Source organism: Thermincola sp. GK-1 (genome assembly GCF_059412445.1).
Window position 1 is genome coordinate 198,226 of the sequence record NZ_JBSQAT010000005.1, and the last position, 19,758, is coordinate 217,983.

Sequence of the window (19,758 nt, forward strand, 5' to 3'; positions counted from 1 at the left end):
ATGAGCGTTTTTTACCTGTTCAAAATATCAACTTTTGTATCGTTCATTTTGATGCAGGGGCATAAGCATTTGTTTGTAGGGCCATAACTGATTCCGAATAGGCGCCAAATTGACTTGCCTGTCCATATCTTGCTATAATTTTAATTGTACTAATACTCCCATCTTTTATTGACGCTTATCAAATGCCTAATATGAAAGGGGAGGCTTTTCATGGATAACCGGGCTCAGCAGCAGAATAACTGTAATCACTGTTCGGTAAGTAATCTGCGGAAACTGAAAAAAAATTGGCTGGAAACACAAAATGAAGAAGACAGGATTAAATACCTGGAAACTTTGAAGCGCTGCAATGCTAAATTAGTTGACGACAATGAAATATGACTGTATTAAACCACGTAAAACCGTGGTTTTGTTTTTTCTATGCCAAAAACAGTTTGCCTGTTTTGAATAATATTGATATTTTTGTCGAAAAAAGGGTTTTTATCGCGAATGTAGAAATCCTTTATAACAGCCGGGTAAACATTCCCGCACGTATCTTAGGGAAAATCTGCCGGCAAGTCTGCAGTAGATGTTTCCCTTTTGAAGCAGTTAGCCTTTGGAAAGAGGTGATCTGCCGTGTCCAGTATTGAATCTGATATTACCAACGAATTGCACAACCTTATCTCTCGGAATAAAAACCGGATTTTGAAACGGGTGCTGCATTTTGCCGAAAAACATGATTATTTAAAACATACACATACCCTTGAAAAGACATGGCGCAAGTCTGTTGCCAGCCTTAATGACGCTATTTTCAAAGCGCTGGGCTGTACAAACAGTCTTTTTGCCATGAACCTCTCGACTGACCTGTCCACTGATGTGCTATCGGCCTTCGGCACAAAGGAAGGAAAAAAACACCGAGAACGCGGCGTCACCCTGCAAATGTTTTTAGGCCTTTTAAAACACTGTCGAATCAGTTACGAAGAACTTATAACAGACGCGGAATTGGAGCCAGGCCTTAAAGAAAAATGCCTTGTCACACTTGAACGGGTTTTTGACAGGTTGGAGATAGGAGTCTGCACTGAATGGGTTGAATCAATACAGAACGAAAAAATAAAATACCTCACCATTTTTGAAAGTTTGCCCAATCCGGTAATAATATTAAACAGTAAAAACGAAATTGAAAGCTATAACCATGCAGCAGCAGAAACATTCGGCGATTTGTTAATGCCTTCCGCCCGGGGCAGGAAACTCCTGCTTGATGCTTTTCCCTGGTTGGAACAGGAAATGAAGGACTTTGCCGCTGGAACTGCAAATCAATATTTTTTTGAAAAAGAGCTCAACAGTAAAACCGCTAACAGTTACTTTGAAATCAAGTTAATGCGAATGTTTGATATCGGTGACAAGTCCAGGTACACCATTATTTTTTTCTATGATATAACGGAGCGCAAGATGGCGGAAGAAGCCATCAAACACCAGGCTTACCACGATCCCTTAACAGGCTTGCCAAACCGTATCTTATTCAAAGACCGCCTGACCCAGACTTTAGCCCAGGCTAAACGGAGCAAACAAATGCTCGCGCTAATGTTTTTAGACTTAGACCGTTTCAAAAATATTAACGACACTCTGGGTCATGCCACCGGTGACCAGTTTCTGCAGGGAATCTCGAAACGTTTGACCGGGTGCATACGTTCCGGCGATACGGTGGCCCGCTTGGGCGGAGATGAATTTACTCTGCTCCTCCCGCAAATTAACCATGTGGAAGATGCTATAAAAATCGCGCAAAAAATTATTGATACCTTTAAAAAACCGTGGATTTTGGGCGGCCACGAATTTTACATAACTACCAGTATCGGCATAGCGCTGTATCCAAACGACGGAGAAGATGCGGAAACTTTAATGAAACATGCCGATACTGCCATGTACCGGGCCAAGGAGAGGGGCAACAATTATCAACTTTATTCCCCTTCCATGAATGAAAAAGCGATAAATCGTCTGGAAATGGAAGGTGCGCTGCGAAAGGCATTGGAGCGCGAAGAATTTACCGTATACTACCAACCGCAAATCAATACCGACACCGGGGAGATTATCGGCATGGAAGCACTGGTGCGCTGGCGGCATCCGGAACGCGGGATTATTCCGCCGGCAGACTTTATTGCGCTGGCTGAAGAAACAGGGCTGATATTACCTTTGGGTGAATGGGTCTTACGAACTGCCTGCCGGCAGAATAAAGAATGGCAAATGGCCGGATACCCTCCGCTGCGTGTTACCGTAAACCTGTCGGCATCTCAATTCCAGCAACAGGATTTGGCTGATAGAGTTTCCCGGATTCTGAAGGAGACCGGACTTGACCCTCAGTGGCTGGAACTGGAAATTACGGAAAGCATCGCTATGAAAGACGTGGCCTTTACCATCAAAACACTGCGGCAATTACGAGACATGGGGATAAAAATTGCCATTGATGATTTTGGTACCGGTTATTCTTCGCTCAGCTATCTGAAACAAATACCGAGTCATACATTAAAAATTGACAAATCCTTCGTTCGGGATATAGCGAAAAATACGGAAGACGGTTCTATCGCCTCAGCTATCATTGCAATGGCCCAAAACCTGAAACTCAAAGTTATTGCCGAAGGGGTGGAGACAGAAGAGCAACTTGCTTTTCTAAAAAAGTAAAAGTGCGATGAAATACAGGGGTTTCTTTTCGGCAAACCGGTACCCCCTCAAGAATTCGAAAAACTGTTAAAAAAGAAAAAGTAGTTATACAATTAAAAAACATGCCGGGATTTACCCGGCTTGTTCTTTTACTTTTTCCTTGGCCTGAGAAAATAAATCAGCACTACGGCAATGGCAGTCAAACTAAAAATCTTCATTCCAATAGCCAGAGACTTCAGTTGGACTATCGCTATAGCTAAGAGAATGAGCATATAGCGGTTCCAACCCTTTTGAAAATAAGCGGCTACCAGGCATCCCACAACAATTAATCCGAAAATTGCCAACATGTCTGCTCCTTTTCATCAAGTTAATAGTTATTAAATATTTGACAAGGCAGGGCATTTTCCTCCTAAAGGTACAAACCTATTGCCACAATACTGGCATGCAGGGATATCGCTTGGATTTTCAGACCATGCAGATACCCTGCACCGTCCCAACTTTCGCGGTGGTGTCTGACGATACGTTTATTTATACAAAAATTGCCTTGAATAGAGAAAAATATAGTGCGTTATAGTTGGGAAAATTAATTAGGAAAATATCCGGGAAGGTGGCACCGATGAAAAAAATATGGAGAAAAGTGTTCCTCTCGTCTTTAGCTATAGCGCTGGGGTATCAGGGAGCCAAGTTTCTGGCCAGAAAAATTATCCATGATGTAAGCACCGATGCCATAAGTACGATTATGACAGACCTTTATGATGAGAATTTGTGGGAGTTTGTTTCAGCGACAACTAAGTTTGGACCACAGGTTATCGTAGAAACCAATTTACGCTCGCAGGAAGGTCAGATGATCAAACGGCCACTGGGTTCTCCCAAGAAATTCCCAAGCCTCGACCAATTAATGTTTAATATAGGACAGCTTCATATAATGCCTACTCCCCTTGAGCAACCTGTGGATACTAAAGTGGTTATAGGTAAAAACTGCAAATATCCTTTAATTATAGACCTGCCTATCATGGTCTCCGGTATGGCATTTGGTGCAGCCCTTTCGGAAAAAGCCAAAGTAGCCCTGGCTAAAGGAGCCAGCATGGCCAATACAGCAACAAATACAGGCGAGGGTCCTTTTCTGCCAAGCGAAAGAAAAGCAGCCAAAAAGCTAATATTACAGTACAACAGGGGAAATTGGAATAAGAGTGATGATATCCTGAAACAGGCAGATGCTATTGAGATTCAAATTGGCCAAGGGGCTACTGGCGGGACAGGGCAGAAATATAACGTTGGAATAACTGACTTTAAACTGGCAAAAGGTTTTGGAGTACTTCCCGCTCAAGATGCTGTACTTCATGCACGGCATGCCGAAGTCAGCACTCCATCGGAGCTTCCCAAACTTGTGCAAAAACTTAAAAGCGTAGCCGGCGATATTCCTATTGGCGTTAAATTTGGCGCCGGTAAGTACCTGGAAATGGATATGAAATGGGCAATCGACGCAGGCGTTGATTTTATCACAATAGACGGCGCCGAAGCAGCCACCAAAGGATCCGCCCCCATACTACAGGATGACTTTGGCATCCCCACTATTTTTGCCATTAACCGCGCAGCTCAATTTTTACAAAAACAGAACTGCCAGGACAGGATTTCTCTGATTGCAGCCGGCAAAATCCGGACACCGGGAGACGTACTAAAAGTTTTAGCCTTAGGGGCAGATGCAGCTTATATTGGCGCCATTGCTTTATTTGCCATGTCCCATACTCAGGTATTAAAAGCGATCCCCTTTGAGCCGCCCACTCAACTTGTTTATTATGACGGAAAATATGCAGATAAGTTTGACATAGCATCGGGAGCAAAAAACCTGGCTAAATTTCTCAAGTCCTGCAATGATGAACTGATAGAAGGTATCAGGGCACTGGGCAAAACATCTGTCGGTGAAGTCAGCAAGGACGACCTGATAGCGCTGGATGACATTACGGCGAAAGGTGTAGGAGTACCTTTAGCCTATGAGCCATGCTTCACGCCAAATATTTATAACAAAAAAATTCCCCTCTCGACTGAGGGGAAAAGACATGAGGAAGGTTAAAGTTAATGCCAAGGTAAAACCCTGGCTTTTGCCTGCTATATATTTACCGGCCGTAAAACATTTAGTTATTAACCGGCTTACCGGCTTCAAAAGATATCATGTAAAATTTAAACACTTTTTCAGGGCAGTTTTGTTCACAGCGTTTGCAGGCGGTACCGTTGCAACGGTCAGGTCGCAGCACTAATACCGAATCTGTATCTTCCGAGAAGGAAAGAGCCTTTTCCGGGCATTTCTCAATACATGTTCCACATTTTGTACACCCGGGGAAATTGATACAGCAAGGATAGCCTACAGAATCGATATAAGCAACTCCCTTGTAGCCCAAATCGGGAATATCACGCTCATAAAGTTTGATAATTTTAGCATTCTGAACAGGTTTAATTAACTCAGGAAGGTTATAAAACTTACTAAAACGCCGGTACTGCTCCCAGGGCATCCCTTCGCCCCAGAGAGATAGTTCGAGTAAGTATGCCTTTTCAAAAACTTTAGATTCTGCAAACATGCAGTGATTGGCCCTCAGTTTACGGGCCAGGGCCTGAAGTTCCCAGAGCCGTTCAGGATCAAGGACAATGTCTCTGGCCATAGCAAGAGAAGTGTTCCCCACCTGATATATTTTTTCCGCCCCCGGGGGTACCAGACCGATCTGCAGAGCCTTTGCAGCATTTACGTACGTTCCGGAGGCTCCCGCCATGTATGCTGTCTTAATATCGGAAAGCTCAATACCGGCTTCACTGGCCAGCGTTACAAATCCTGCTCTTATTGCCCCAATAGCTTTGCCCGCTTCAACTATATCGTGCTCGCTGAATGAAACACGGGGCCCCAGATGAAGCCTGCTATCGGGAGTTTTTATGCGCGGCAGACGGATGAGATTTGCTGCCATGGCCTCATAAAGAATGGCAATAACACCGGTACCGGTAATTCCCTTGATGGGGGCCGTTCCCTCCTCGATAACCCGTTCTGACGTAATATCCACCAGGTCGCCGGATGTGCTGTTCAGCTCACTGTCAAGAACCAGGCACCTGTAACCCACCTTTTCTTCGGTAAGGTCATGTATTGCCCCCGGAGCCGCCAGCATGCCAAATTCAATATGCTGGCCCTCAAGAGCCGGGCCGGCGGCACAGGAACCCGTTATAATACGGTCACCTATTTTCAGAGCCATTTCCGCATTGGTGCCATAATCCGTAACCAGGGCGATTTCTTCTTTCTCCAGCAATCCTGACTTTACCATCATGGCAAGAGCATCAGCGCCAATTTCATGCTTAACCGCCGCCGGAATAAATACGTCCACATTTGGAGCCAGGGCCAGTCCGCGAACCTTGTCGGCCGGTAAAACTTTGGCATCCCGGTTTGGCGGCACAATGCCCAGAGCTTTTTTCTTTCTTTCCCCGGCATAGGCCAGGTCCCGGATTTCAATTTCTTCGAACAGGGAAAGTTGAATGGGATTACCACACACTGCCAAACGGACAATGTTTTCCCTAGGCACTCCCAGTCTGTCAATAAGCTGGTTTACTGTATCTATTATAATACTGTGAGCTTTATCTAGCCCGACTTCAATGGCAAAAGTCAGGTGATCCATCACGTTGGCCCCGGGTAAGGGGTGGCGGGCAGTAAGAACAGTAGCAAGAATTTCCCTCTTTTCAAGGTCAACGGCCTGTCCTCTGAACCCACTGGTGCCCAAGTCAAGGGCTATTCCTATTTTCAATCAGTCACACCCCCGGTTCAGCCTTTTTGGCAATTCATAAACTCAGTATTTAGTAATTTCTTCGACAAATCGGTCCCTATAACAATTAACTTACTAAAGGTGTATTCTTTTTCCAGAAAGGACTCACTAACCTCACGGGAAGCCAAGTCAAAACGAACCCACTGACTGTCGGCAACCCGGAATATTCCTTTGGCCCGGTCAACGGACCCATACCAATTGTCACTCAAGCGACCAAAAAATTTCCTCAGCCTGTCCACATCAAACAGATTGCTGCTCTGAACACTGAACTGTTCATACTCTTTTAACGGCAGGTCATGAAGGTGTTTACCGGTTGCACCGATATTACCGGACAATACATTATTTAGGGCCGTTTCCGGTAGTACAGCCGGTTCAGATAAATCTCTATGCAAAACCTGTCCGAAGCTGGTCAGCAGAACCTGCCCGGAACAGTTTGTTTTCCTGATAATTTCGCGGATTAATCCCAGTTGTTCCGGACTGACTTTATCACATTTGTTAACTAGTATTATCTGGGCCGATTCCAGTTGTGTTTCCACAAACCCTCGGTTTTTTTCCATGTTCTCCATAAAAGTACCGGCGTCCAAAACCAGAATCACCCTGATATTTTCAATATATTTTTCCAGGCTGAGACTTTCCAGAATGCCCAGCAGGTTTTTTATCGTCGCTGCTCCTGTGGGCTCGATATATAACCTGTCAGGTTTGAACTTTTCGGCTATTTCCCTGATCTGATTACGTAAATCTGCTTTCAGCGTACAGCAGATACAGCCGTTGGGCAGTTCAACTACATTCGCATCATGCCCTGTCAACAGGTCTCCGTCTATACCGACGGTACCAAATTCATTGACCAGTACTGCCACCTTTTCAGAAGGATTTTTCGTTTCAAGCAGATTGATCAGAAACGTCGTTTTTCCTGCACCAAGGAATCCGTTTATCAAATCTACCTTCATAACATACCTGCCTTCGGGGGAAATTTGCCCGGGCCCGACAAAGCGGTCCCGGGCGATGGATAACATTTAGCTATTCCATTTTTCTCTTATCTGCATCCAGTCCATACCGTTAACTGCATCGCTGGCCATCCCCGGCGCCTGGGACGCATCTTTTCCATAAACCCCCAGCTCATAACCCTGGACATATTCATTGGATACGGCACCGCCGCCGCAGACAAACGGAATTTTGTAGCCTTCCTTGACAAGCCGTTTGGAAATCTTTTCAAAGGCCGTCATGGTAGTTGTCATCAGAGCGGTACCGGTTACCATAACGGGATTGTATTTCTTAACGGCGGTAATAACTTCATCGACCGGCACGTCTTTACCCAGGTCAACAACCTCAAACCCATTGGCCCGCAGCAGAGCATTGACAATTTTCTGGCCCAGGTCATGGATGTCGCCCTCAGCGGTGTGGGTAACAACAGTACCTTTCTTTTCCACCGATTTACCCAGTTTCTTTTCACATATTTCCAGCCCGATCAACATGGCATCAGAAGCAACAATGGCCTGAGGCAGATAATACTCACCTTCGTCCCATAACCTACTGACCTCGTTCATGCCCTTGATCAGACCTTCATTGATAACAACCATGGGATCTTTGGTTGCAAGCGCTTCATTTACTGCATCCACAATATTGTCACTGTCACCTTCCAGTACACACTGTATCACTTTCTGGAGCGCGGCGTCCTTACTGCTGAGTTTTGCCCCTTTTGCATCCCCAGTGCCAACCAGGTCATACCTAACAAAAATATTTGAATAATTGGCGACTGTTGCCATCTTTGTCCCTCCTTATTATTATTTAGGCGGCTCTCACATGCTCATCAAATTATAGCGACAAATTGTTTTTACAATCCATAGTTTGCCAGTGAAAAGCCGGGAATCAGTTTCTTGTAGATATCAGCACATTCACTGATGAAGTCTTCTTCTTTCTCAGGCAGACTTTCCAGTGTACGCATAGCGGATTCAAGCGACTCTTTCTCGAAGGCTGACATCTGCAGTTTGCTGTCCTTCAGCATCAGTTCACCGGCCTTAATTGCCGCCGCGCGTGCCCTGGCATAATATGACGTGTTGTTTTCCACAATGGCCTTGCCGATTTCATAAGCATTCTGCGGACACAGAATGAATCCGTGGGTATCACGGTATTTATCCGATTCAACCATCATATCCCTCAGGATTTTGGCCTGCCCCATCTCAATGGCCGTATTCATCAGCGCCACATCATATCCGAGTATTTCGGTAAATACGGCAACAGTTGTTCCACCGAACATATCATGATATTCAACAGCCTCATTACTCCACAGGTCACAGCAGGCAGCAATCAGGTTTCCGACCAGGTCACTGTGCGCACAGGCACTGGCTTTGCCTTCCATGGCAATCGGCACACCGGTAATAGCCTTGATAATTACATCTTCATAACCGCAGTCCTTGGAAGGGCCCTTTGCACCCTGCTCATAGGCAACAAGACTGCGGGCAGCGGAAATAGCCCTGGTAAGAGCAGCAAAAGTATGCGGTACAGACCGGTCCTGATATCCGCCGGCCATAAACATGGCTACGTTTGCCTGTGCACAGTCCGTGTCACCGCCGGGTGTAACACCGTATTTATCAGCGATCTCCACTATTTTTTTCCACATAAATTCCATGTCACGGCTGCCCAGAACTCCTATACCGAACAATGTACCGCGAATATCCTGCCTGACAATGGTATAGTCAGAAATCTCCTTGCCACCGACAGACTCAATGGACAGATTGTCTGCTCCTCCGGCAGCACTTGTTTCGAAGGTTTTTAACTGGTTTTCCAGAGCAACGCAGTTTCTGATATCCTCTTCATCAGGCTTGCGGTAATCTGCAATAGTTGCCCTGATGGCGCTCTTCAGGCCATATTTGCGATGATATTCCTCCTGTAGATGCTTGGTAGCGGCAGCAATTTCACCGCCCCAGTCCGGGTTTTTGGTCATCTGATAAACGTGTTCCAGCTCAATCTGAATTCCAGGAATACCGATAGCAACACAACGACCCAGTACATCTGTTACCATTTTTTCATATTCTTTAACCAGGGTTTTCTTTGTGGTTTCAGTCCCCGGTCTTGGATGAGGCACCAGCTCAGGAAAAACATAACCCCCACCCACTGTAAAATCACGTCCATACTTAACAGGGTTTTTGGCTGTTCCGAAAATCATTTCATCCGCGCTTGCATAAGCCATTTTGTCGAATTTCGGCATTAGTCTGACCTCCTTCTTTTCTTAAAATAATTCCGGTTGAAAAGCAGGTTTGTACAGGCAAAATGAGTTTACATCCCCCCTCCCCCTGGCAGAACAAACCGGTAGCCGACTTCTCCAAACACCGGTATTTGCCTCAATTTTAGTAGCAATAATCATGCCAGAAACGGGAGAGAGAGAGTAAAAGGTTGTTTTTTTCTTACAGAGACCTGTTCCTCTAGAAAAACGCGGAGATTCAGACGACAGTGCGGCTTAAACACCAGTTCGTTTTCCGCCGGAGGCAGTTACCCGGTCGGAGTAACGGGTTGAAGTGTTCCAATTCTGAACGCTTTTTTAAACTCTCCGGGTGAAATCTGAACCAGGCTGTTTGCTCGTACAAGTCATGGCCTGTTTTTCTGTTCTGTTCCGGTTTGGTACAGTGTACCACTTTCGGTTATCTAATAAAAAAAGGTGATACGGCAGTAATCCGCATCACCCGTTGTATTTACGCCTTATTGCCTCCCAGCCCATACCCCGGCAGGCATCTTCCGCTATTTTGGGCGCCAGAGACGCGTCTTTGCCGTAAATCCCAAACAAAAAACCGGTAATAAAAGATAAAGTAACCCCGCCTCCCCCACCGCAGACAAAAGGAACCACTAACCGCTCTTCCTGCATACGGGCCGATATTCTTTCAAAGGCGCTCATAGTAGTGCTCAAATGGGCCGTTCCGCACAAAATATCGGGTCTGTATTTCCTTACGGCCTTGATAACTTCTTCAACAGGTACATCCTTACCCAGGTCGACCACTTCAAAACCGCTGGCCCTTAACAGAGTATTAACAATCTTCTGTCCCAAGTCGTGAATATCTCCCTCAGCAGTGTGGGTAACGGCCAAACCTCTTTTTCGAACAGGATGACCCAGCTCATTTTCACACATTTTCAGTCCCAGCAGCATGGCATCAGACGCCAATAAAGTCTGGGGAAGATAATAAATGCCTTCATCCCACAGCAAACTCACCTCTCGCATAGCGGCAACAAGCCCGTTATAGATGATGTCAACCGGATCATGCTCAGCCAGGGCCGCTTTTACGGCATGCGGCACCCTATCAGTTTCACCCAGAATAACGGCTTCTACAACCTTATGAATCAGCCTGTTCTCATTGGCTGCTTTCCTGATGGAATAATATGGACTTTCCGTCACCAGGTCATAACGGGTGAAAATATTTGAGTAGTCTTTGATGTCCACGGTTACATACCTCCTTGATCACCCCTTTTGCCTTTTGCTGCATAAATTATATCGTTTAATTTTCCTGTAGAGTGTGTTTCTTCCAATCCCCAGGGTTGATGCCGCCCTGGAAATGTTCCACCGGCACTTATCAAGGGCATCTCTGATTATTTCGGCCTCAGCGCTTTTCAGATTTATTTTTTGTTGGGGGTTTATCTGTCGGTTGTTTTGAGGGGAATATATTCTGGCAGGAAGATGTTCAGGTATAAGGATATCGGTTTCTACAATGTTAAGCGCCTGTTCGATAACGTTTTCCAGTTCCCGCACATTGCCGGGCCAGTCGTACCTGGAAAGGCACTCATAGAAATCAGGGGCGATAATAGGGGGAGTTATGCCCAGTCGGCGGCTGATTTTATTGACGAAATACTGAGCCAGATAGGGAATGTCTCTGGGGCGGTCCCGCAAACTGGGAATAACGAGGTTAATTACGTTTAATCTGTAATACAGGTCAAGCCTGAAATTACCTTTTTCCACTTCTTCGGCCAAGTTTTTGTTGGTAGCGGCGATAACACGGGTGTTTACGGGAATGGATTTCTGCCCGCCGATCCGGGTAACCTGCCGTTCCTGCAAAACTCGCAGCAGACTGGCCTGGATATCCAGGGGCATATCTCCTATTTCATCCAGGAAAATAGTACCTCCGGAGGCCAGTTCGAACTTACCGGGCCGGCCTCCTTTCTTGGCACCTGTGAATGCTCCTTCTTCATACCCGAATAATTCACTTTCCACCAGCTCCCTGGGAATGGCACCGCAGTTAATTACGATGAAAGGACCTCCACGGCGCCCGCTGGCATTATGTATTGCCTGGGCAAACATTTCCTTGCCTGTACCGCTGGCTCCCTGTAACAGAATAGTTGAACTGCTCCGGGCGACTCTTTTCGCTCGCTGTATAAGAGTATGCAATTGAGGGTCATTGCCGATAATATCGTCAAAAGTAAAGGTGGCCTGAGCTCCCACCATTTTGTTAACAAGCTTGTGTACGCTTTGCATCTCCCGTAAAGTGGCCATCATCCCTGTTACCTGGCCTGTTTCATCACGAATCATCTTCACAGTTGACGTAAATCGCGTACCACCGGCCGGTGTTTCGATATAAAACTCCTTATCTGTAAACTCCACTTCATTTTGCAGAGCTTCCAGTAGTGGAAAACTCTGACCGAAGACATCAAGAGCAGACCTGCCGATGCAATCTTCCCGGTTTACCTGCAATATCTTGGCACCTTCTGAATTCAACTGGGTTATTTTCCGGTTGGCCTCAATGGCAATCAGTCCCTCATCCATTGTTTCAATAACTGCAGTTACCTTTTTGTAGGCCAGCAAGAGCTCATAGGATTTTTTCTGACTGACCAGTTGGTTTTCTATGGCCTTGACGGCTGCTACCACCATCCCCAGAGTGTGAGCATGGACATTATTACAAAGCCCTATAATGGAAAGCACTCCCAAAAGCTCACCCTCGGGACTGAAAATCGGAGCCGCAGAACCGGTCAGCCCGTGTAATACTTTACAATAATGTTCAGTGGCCGTTATCTGGACCGGTTTTTTTTCAAAAAGGCAAGTGCCGATACTGTTGGTCCCGCAGATGGACTCACTCCAGTCAGAACCTACCTCGGTGCAAATGTGTTTTGTCTGGTAGTGAATTACCGGATCACGCAGTACATCCAGAATGATGCCGTTGTCGTCCGCAAGGCAGACCAGAGTTTCGGAACCTTTGACAAAATTATACAGGTGGCTCATAAAGGGCATGGCTGCACCAATCAGTGTTTTTCGCCGTTCAATGTGTTTGTTTATCTGAGACGGACTCAAAAGATTAATGTGGTCCAGGGGAGACATTGGATCTACCTTCATCCTGAGGCAGCGATGCCAGGAATTTGCTATCAGCGGTCTGATAACATAAGGTTCTATTTCATAATTGGAAATAAACTTTTCCCAGGACCGATAAACCCTGGTGAGTTTGCGATTTACGGTCCACAATGCTCCCACCTCTTTGCAAGGGTAGTATTAATTTCTATTCTATAATAAGGCTGAATAACCTTTTCATTTTGTATATAATTATTCGAATTTTTGCGCTATTTTTCGATATTTTATTTCTTCTGGTTCTCCACCGCCCGGGCCAAGTCCCAGTTTCCTCAAAGACGAAACCATTCTGATGGCACATTTGATAGCATCGTTGGCCTCCCTGGCAAAGCCGTCGGCCCCCCACCGGCGGGCTATATGTTCATTTAGCGGAGCACCGCCAACCATTATTTTTACCGAAGGATTTTTTTCTTTAATTTTCTTTATGATTTCATTCATACATGGCATCACATTGGTCATCATAGCAGAAAGACATACTATCTCGGCATCTGTCCGCAGTTGCTCGTTAATAAACCGTTCCAGCGGAACGTCCCGTCCCAGGTCATGCACCTCAAAACCAACAGCATCAAACATCATTTTTATAATATTTTTTCCGATGTCATGAATATCACCCTGCACCACCCCGATAATAATCTGGCCCCTTATCCCGGTTTGTTCTCTTTTCAGGTGGGGTCTTAAAATATTGAGACCTGAATACAGGGCATCGGTGCACATCATCATTTCGGGAACAAAATATTCACCCCGTTCATAAAGCTCACCTACTTTCTCTATTCCGCATACCAATCCATTCATAATTGCGTCATAAACATCCATCCGGTACAAAATTACATCTTTGGCCGCTTCCACAACCATTTCCTCATCGAAATTTATGACCCCGTTTTTCAGGCGGTCCCAGACTTCCTGTGGGGTTACGGTTCCCATTTTGACTAATCTCCTTCCCAAGTTGAATTATTTTAAATATATATGTCCACATGTCTGCTGCATAGAGCAATTTTTCAGAGTTAAAAAGGGTTATGTTGCAGAAAACCCCGGGATATTTGATAATTTCCCGGGGCCACAGAATTCCAAAATCATCAGCCTTTTTGCAGTTCGCGCAAAGAACTGACCATGTTTATTGCATCCTTCAATGCATTGTTGGCATCCTTGGCATAACCGTCTGCGCCCCATTTTTCCGCCAGTTCTTCGTTTACGGGCGCACCGCCGATCATAATTTTAACTTTGGGGTTTTTCTCCTTGATCTTGGCAATGATATCCTTCATCCCCACCATTGTAGTGGTCATCATGGCTGACAGGCAAACCAGGTCAGAATCTGTCTTCAATTGCTCCTCCACAAATTTCTCAAGCGGAACGTCCCTGCCCAGGTCATGTACTTCAAATCCGGCAACATCAAACATCATTTTGACAATGTTCTTACCGATGTCATGCACATCGCCCTGAACTACACCCATGACAACCTGCCCCTTGATCCCCGCGTCCCTTTTTTTCATGTGGGGCTTTAATATGTTTAACCCTGCATACATGGCATCAGCGGCCAGCAACATTTCCGGAACGAATATTTCCTCCAGTTCATACAGGCGTCCGACTTCCTCTATCCCACAGACCAGGCCGTCAAAAATTGCTTTTTCAGCATCCATACCGATGGCCAGGGCTTCGTTGGCAGCCTCAATCACGGCCTCCTCATCATATTCCACCACACCTTTTTTCAGACGTTCCAGAATCTCCTGTTCTTTACTCATAACTCTTTCCTCCCTTTTCATTTAACTTCCCAAGTGGTTTCTTTCTAACAAATCTATCCACTTTACTTTGCCGCAGGAGCGGGAAATATCTCCTCAATCCTGGTTATAATTTGGCCAAACAGAGATACCTCCTTTATCAACAGAGTTCTCGAATTAGGTGGAGTTTTAGTAAATTTTTAGCCGACAGCTTTTCTCTGCCATTTTTGGGCTCCCAATTCCTTCACCGTATCCACCATGGTTTTGAGGTTCTGTACCGGAGCCGTAGGCCAGATATCACATCCCGGCCAGACAGCGTCCACGCCGTCCTCCAGGCATTTCACAGTAGCATTGCGCACATCTTCGGGCGTACCATTGACCAGAACGTTGTATGCATCCAGCGCACCGAAGACCAGCGGCTCTTTTCCTATGTCAGCCCTGGTTTTGACCATGTCGTTTTTCTGCTCAATGCTGAGCGCATCATATCCGCTCTCCTGCATTACTGTGATAACCGAATTCGTACTTCCACAGATATGAAGTATCTTGGGTACATTGATGTTCTGAGCAATCTTGATTAACGGCGGCTGGATCAGGCTCTTGAAGACCCTGGGACTTAAAATGTCTGTGGTGGCGCCCATTTCACGGATACAGATGTAATCAGCGCCGGCAGCTTCGTAGTAAGGAATAATTTTTATTATGACATCTGCCAGCCGGTCCAGCATCTCCGCAACCAGCTTCTGTTTTTTGAATGACAGTTTGAAGAGTTCATTTAAATCCATCAGTTGTCCGGCCAAAGTAAAGGGACCTAACAGGTAAGTACCGATAGGCACTTCTTTACCAATATCGGTCTTCAACATTTTGATTGCTTCCGCCACCACGGGAATTCGACCACGCTCAGTCAGGTTGTCTGGAATTTCGAAAGTAGTCATGTCGGCTTCCTCGTGGATAATTTTTTCCTTTATGGTCGGGTAAAGGAGCATATCCACTTCTTCATAGGGATTCATCACACAGCCCAGGGCTTCAGCCTCAACGCACAGGTCAAAGGGAACAACCGCACATTCATATCCAAACAGTTTATACGAACTGGCAGCGGCATTAGCCATTTTCCCGGCATCTCCGTGGGTTTCAGCAAGTTTGTAGCCGAACTGTTCCAGGCCTGCCGTAGTTACATTGCCCATGCCGCTGTAACAGGCCGGACGGTCAACTTCCTTACCTTCGAAAAGGCGCAACACCCGTTCCCGGGGAGTTAAACCACTCATTTTACATCCTCCTTTGAAATATTTGTTTTTCAATTTGCAGTTATTTTGACCGGGCCATCTTATTGCTGATTTAGTTTCTGGGCAAAATCATTAAAGAACTTGTACAGGGGATGATTCGGGTTACTCGGCAGTTTGCCCGCATTTTCATAAACCAGCGTGGACAGCAGCAAAGTTGTGGAAACGGTAGCAGGTATGAGTTTTGGAATATTCACTATAGGCCCGGAGAAAAAGAAATCACTCCACAGCAGCACCGATGCTGCCTGTCCGGCAGTGTTCATTGCGGCAAACCCTTCTGGGCCCCACATTTCCCGCGCCTCTTTCCACATATATGTGCCGTTGGATGCAGCAACCCCGGCGGGCCAGCCGGAATCTTCCTTGATCAGCCTGCAGGCTATTCCGGAAAAGGACATGGCCGGTAAATTCATAACGGATGTGTCCACAAGTACCGATTCAAAGGTATCCTGGCCGATAACATCCATCATTTTGTTGAAGGACGCCAGTCTGCCCCTGGGTGTCTGGTCTTCCTGGTCAAAAACCTGCACCACTATGTGCTTGCAGCCCATTTCCTTAAGCCGCTGTACCTGGCCGGGGATGTCCTTGTCCCAGGGAGTGATGCTGTTATACAAAACCCGGTCTGCCAGTCCCTGTTCAGTTACATACTGCATGGCCTGAAGCCTTGGTTCCTGCACCCACATGTCTATACCAAAAGGCTTATCACTGATAGAAGTGAAAAAATCTATGTAGGTTTTCATCTCATCCACTGAGGTCGCCACCATGGCTACCAGAACCGGAATCCCGGTCTGTTCTGACAATTCTTCCTGTCTTTTTACATACTCCGTGGCCTTGGCCCTGTCAAACTTACGTTCTTTCCGACTTTCCAGAATCCTGTCCCCATTATGGAACATGGAAGAGATAAGGAGAGGCGGATTATCCCCGGGCTGACCCCCTACCAGAATATCACCGATTTTGCAGACCTTTTGAGGTTTGCTGAAGGAATACATCTGTTCCACCTTCTTTCATGAAAATGTTAAACAGCCTTTTTCTTTCTGTCGGGTATTTTGTCCAGTATATGTTGAATACTGGGGAATTTGTCGACACTGTGCGGGAACGCCATAGCCTCGGCAAATCTTTGCTGGAAGTCAGGTTCTACAGCCGTTTCAATAAACTCAACACTAGCAGCAACATCACGGGCCTCAATACGCTTGCCTTTATCCAGCAGAGCAGCCTGTGCTCCGTCACCGGCGGCATTTCCCACAGCCTGCACCTTTTCCAGGTCGCAATCAGGGAACATCCCGATTACCATGGCCGATTCCTTATTAATATAGCTTCCAAAGGCTCCGGCAAGGGTTACCCTGTCTACCTTATTCACACCCAGATGCCGCATAAGCATCTTGGCGCCTACATAAAGAGCAGCCTTGGCCAGTTGTACTGCTCTGATGTCACCCTGGGTTACCGTAATATCCTTGCCAATGGCGCTGTCTTCAGCAAATACCAGGATATATTCCGGCTTACCGTTTTCATCAAACCGCAGCCGGTCAGTTTCCAATTTCTTGTTGATCCGGCCCGTCTTATCGATAATTCCGGCCTTAAATACTTCCGCAACCATATCGATGATACCTGAGCCGCAGATACCTTTTGCTCCACCCTTGCTTCCCCGGCCGTGCCATTTTTCATCGCCGATTACCTTGTAAGTGCATTCCAGAGTCTCAGGATCTATTTTGATGCCCTCAATTGCTCCCGGTGCCGCCCGCATGCCGAACTTGATCTGCGCTCCTTCCAGGGCAGGACCGGTAGCACAGGAAGTAGAGAGAAGCTTGTTTTTGTTGCCCAGGTCTATTTCCCCGTTGGTACCGATGTCAATTATCAGGCGAACTTCTTCATCCTGTTTGTAAGGTTCCTCAGCGATAAGAACAGATACATTGTCTGGTCCCACAAATCCGGCCTCTATCGGTAGTACATGAATATTAGCGGCTCTGCTGATGTGAATACCCAGGTCCCTGGCTTTTACGTCAAAGGGTGCCGATATGGCCGGGGCAAAGGGAGCCCTCCCCATGTACTTGGGTTCCAGTTCAAGCAAGCAATGGTGCATTGCTGTATTGAATACCAGGACTATCTCCAGCACATCGGTCGGTTTAATGCCCGCCTTTTCCGTCATGCGCTCAACCAGGGTGTTAATGCCCTCAATTATGGCATCGTGCAGTTTCCGGCGCCCGTCTTCATTCATCATGGCGTAAGTGATACGCGACAGAACATCCTCACCGTAACGAACCTGCGGATTCATCATCCCATCCTTGGCCAGCATTTTCCCGCTGCCCAGGTCACACAGATAAGCTGCTACCGTGGTGGTGCCGACATCGATGCCTATACCGTACCACTGCCGAACAAAACCTGGCCTGACATCGATAATTTCCCGGTCATAGAGCACTGATGCCGATACCTTCCAGTCACCTTCACGGATTATGTTAGGTAGCTCTTTCAAAACAAAGTAATCAATGGAAAGGTTATCAAGCCCGAACTGATCCCGCAAAGCATCCTGCAGTCTCCTCAGGTCATCACGATGGTCTTCCAATGTGGCGGCAGGCATTTCAACATAATAGGTCTTTACTGCGGGGTCCAACTTAAAACTGCGGTCTTTTCCGGTTTCCAGAACCACCTGGTCAGCCTTGCGGCTCTCCTCGGGCACGAAAACCAGGACATCTCCATGGATTTCCGCTGCGCAGGCTAAACGGTAGTTTTCGGCTATTTCCTTCTCCTGCAAAAGCTTCTTTTCTTCTTCCGTCACCGGTGAAAGGTGGCTCATCTGGGAATCAATGCCGAACTTCTCAAAGAAGCCCGTTTCAATTTTCACTTTGCATTTACCACAAACTTTGTGTGCGCCACAGGGAGCTTCAATATCTACGCCAAGTTCATGGGAAGCTTGCAGCAGAGTTTTCCCTTCCGCAATCTTACCCCGGCGACCGGAAGGTTGAAAAATTACATTGCACTCCATTTGAATCCCTCCGTTCGTTTTCTAATTTTTTGCTTCCTGAACCGTTTCCACAATTGCCTTTAACACTTCGATTCTGGTAGCCGGCGGTACCGCACACCCAGGTGAAATCATGGAAAATCCCTTGGCCATACAGGCCCTGGTTTCTTCTCTGCACTTTTCCACATTGCCATGGTACAGCGTATTTACAGGGTCAATTGCTCCTATTAACGGAGTGGTTATACCTTCTGCTCGGAATTTTGCCAGTGCAGCAGGTACATCCACAACCGGTTCCACGCTTATGGCCGAGCAACCGGTTCTGGCAATATCTATTATAATGTTGTCCAGTTTACCGCAAATGTGAAGAATTGTAGGCACACTAAGTGCTTCTATCTGTTTTTTCTGGTAGGGGGCTGCCAGTTCTCTGTAGATCTTGGGGGTAATCATATCCAGTGAACACATCATATCCTCGATGGCAATAACATCGGCACCAGCGTCTATCATTGCCTGTGCCAGCATGGTACCAGCCTTTTCACCGATCTCAATGTAAGAAACAAGTTCCTGAGGTTTTCTGTAAGCTATTTTCAGCATCTGGGTAATATCAAGAATTTGTCCGGCAATACTGAATGGCCCGATGATCCCCCCCATCACTATCACTTTGTCGCCTAACTGGCTTTTCAGCAGCCTGATCGCCTCCAGAAGGTGAGGGATCCTGCCCCTGCTCAGGAAATCTTCCGGGAAATCTACGGGATCACCTATGTTGTAGGGATGTGTTTTGACACTCGGCAATCCCTCTCTTCCACCCTCCTTCAGAATTGCTCCCAGTGCCTCAGCCTCGTGAGTCTGGCAGAAAGGAACCCGAACAGCATCGAACCCCAGAATGTTGTAAGCGCCGCCGGCCAATCTGGCCATCAGTTCTGCATTGTACATGGCATCAGGCCAGTAGCTATTCAACTGTTCCATCTGGTCATAAGTAGCATGCTGACAAACACTGATTACCGGAAGCCTGTCTACAGGCTGACCGTTCAGGGCTGCCATGAATCTTTCACGGCTCGTCATTTCCATAAATTTATCCCTCCTTTGTTTTGGG

The 19,758-nt window shown here is 46.6% G+C and carries 16 protein-coding genes; 3 read left to right on the plus strand and 13 right to left on the minus strand.

The window, feature by feature from the left end; all coding sequences use genetic code 11:
- Positions 1-210 precede the first annotated feature (210 nt).
- Both ACSNJE_RS06960 and ACSNJE_RS06965 read left to right on the plus strand, forming a co-directional pair.
- The gene (locus tag ACSNJE_RS06960; protein WP_013119880.1) at positions 211-378 is read left to right on the plus strand and encodes a hypothetical protein; all 168 of its coding nucleotides are present in this window, start codon (positions 211-213) and stop codon (positions 376-378) included.
- A gap of 234 nt (positions 379-612) precedes the next feature.
- Entirely contained in the window at positions 613-2,649 is a 2,037-nt protein-coding gene (locus tag ACSNJE_RS06965) for an EAL domain-containing protein (RefSeq protein ID WP_495252297.1), read from the plus strand.
- A 128-nt stretch (positions 2,650-2,777) separates the two neighbouring features.
- Here the strand turns inward: ACSNJE_RS06965 and ACSNJE_RS06970 are convergent, their stop codons facing one another.
- Positions 2,778-2,972, minus strand: coding sequence for a hypothetical protein (locus ACSNJE_RS06970; RefSeq protein ID WP_495252298.1), 195 nt, complete (start codon positions 2,970-2,972; stop codon positions 2,778-2,780).
- Positions 2,973-3,244: 272 nt separating this feature from the next.
- On the opposite strand from ACSNJE_RS06970, the gene ACSNJE_RS06975 reads away from it, so the two are divergent.
- Positions 3,245-4,699: an FMN-binding glutamate synthase family protein gene (locus tag ACSNJE_RS06975; RefSeq protein WP_495252299.1), complete on the plus strand. Its 1,455-nt coding sequence runs from the start codon at positions 3,245-3,247 to the stop codon at positions 4,697-4,699.
- Between the two features lie 61 nt (positions 4,700-4,760).
- On the opposite strand, the gene ACSNJE_RS06980 is transcribed toward ACSNJE_RS06975, so the two are convergent.
- The 12 genes from ACSNJE_RS06980 to ACSNJE_RS07035 form a co-directional block, all read right to left on the minus strand.
- Entirely contained in the window at positions 4,761-6,401 is a 1,641-nt protein-coding gene (locus ACSNJE_RS06980) for a methylamine methyltransferase corrinoid protein reductive activase (RefSeq protein ID WP_495252300.1), read from the minus strand.
- 17 nt (positions 6,402-6,418) lie between these two features.
- Positions 6,419-7,366, minus strand: a complete 948-nt coding sequence (locus tag ACSNJE_RS06985) for a CobW family GTP-binding protein (protein WP_495252301.1) — start codon at positions 7,364-7,366, stop codon at positions 6,419-6,421.
- A 66-nt stretch (positions 7,367-7,432) separates the two neighbouring features.
- Positions 7,433-8,182 (minus strand): cobalamin B12-binding domain-containing protein, encoded by a 750-nt coding sequence (locus tag ACSNJE_RS06990; protein WP_461567688.1) that lies wholly within the window; start codon positions 8,180-8,182, stop codon positions 7,433-7,435.
- Positions 8,183-8,250: 68 nt separating this feature from the next.
- The gene (gene mtaB / locus ACSNJE_RS06995; protein ID WP_013119872.1) at positions 8,251-9,624 is read right to left on the minus strand and encodes a methanol--corrinoid protein co-methyltransferase MtaB; all 1,374 of its coding nucleotides are present in this window, start codon (positions 9,622-9,624) and stop codon (positions 8,251-8,253) included.
- A gap of 468 nt (positions 9,625-10,092) precedes the next feature.
- The gene (locus tag ACSNJE_RS07000; protein WP_052218278.1) at positions 10,093-10,845 is read right to left on the minus strand and encodes a cobalamin B12-binding domain-containing protein; all 753 of its coding nucleotides are present in this window, start codon (positions 10,843-10,845) and stop codon (positions 10,093-10,095) included.
- An 18-nt stretch (positions 10,846-10,863) separates the two neighbouring features.
- Positions 10,864-12,849 carry a sigma-54-dependent Fis family transcriptional regulator gene (locus ACSNJE_RS07005; RefSeq protein ID WP_495252302.1) on the minus strand — a complete coding sequence of 662 codons (1,986 nt, stop codon included), beginning with the start codon at positions 12,847-12,849 and terminating at the stop codon, positions 10,864-10,866.
- Positions 12,850-12,927: 78 nt separating this feature from the next.
- Complete coding sequence (locus tag ACSNJE_RS07010) at positions 12,928-13,653, minus strand: cobalamin B12-binding domain-containing protein (protein WP_495252303.1); 726 nt, start codon at positions 13,651-13,653, stop codon at positions 12,928-12,930.
- A gap of 152 nt (positions 13,654-13,805) precedes the next feature.
- Positions 13,806-14,468, minus strand: a complete 663-nt coding sequence (locus ACSNJE_RS07015) for a cobalamin B12-binding domain-containing protein (protein WP_013119868.1) — start codon at positions 14,466-14,468, stop codon at positions 13,806-13,808.
- Positions 14,469-14,644: 176 nt separating this feature from the next.
- Entirely contained in the window at positions 14,645-15,703 is a 1,059-nt protein-coding gene (locus ACSNJE_RS07020) for an MtaA/CmuA family methyltransferase (RefSeq protein ID WP_495252304.1), read from the minus strand.
- 59 nt (positions 15,704-15,762) lie between these two features.
- Positions 15,763-16,704, minus strand: coding sequence for a tetrahydromethanopterin S-methyltransferase subunit H family protein (locus ACSNJE_RS07025; RefSeq protein WP_495252305.1), 942 nt, complete (start codon positions 16,702-16,704; stop codon positions 15,763-15,765).
- Positions 16,705-16,730: 26 nt separating this feature from the next.
- Positions 16,731-18,692 (minus strand): ASKHA domain-containing protein, encoded by a 1,962-nt coding sequence (locus ACSNJE_RS07030; protein ID WP_495252306.1) that lies wholly within the window; start codon positions 18,690-18,692, stop codon positions 16,731-16,733.
- A gap of 21 nt (positions 18,693-18,713) precedes the next feature.
- A complete protein-coding gene (locus tag ACSNJE_RS07035; protein ID WP_474658693.1) occupies positions 18,714-19,733 on the minus strand; it encodes an MtaA/CmuA family methyltransferase in 1,020 nt (339 codons plus the stop codon).
- Positions 19,734-19,758: the final 25 nt, after the last annotated feature.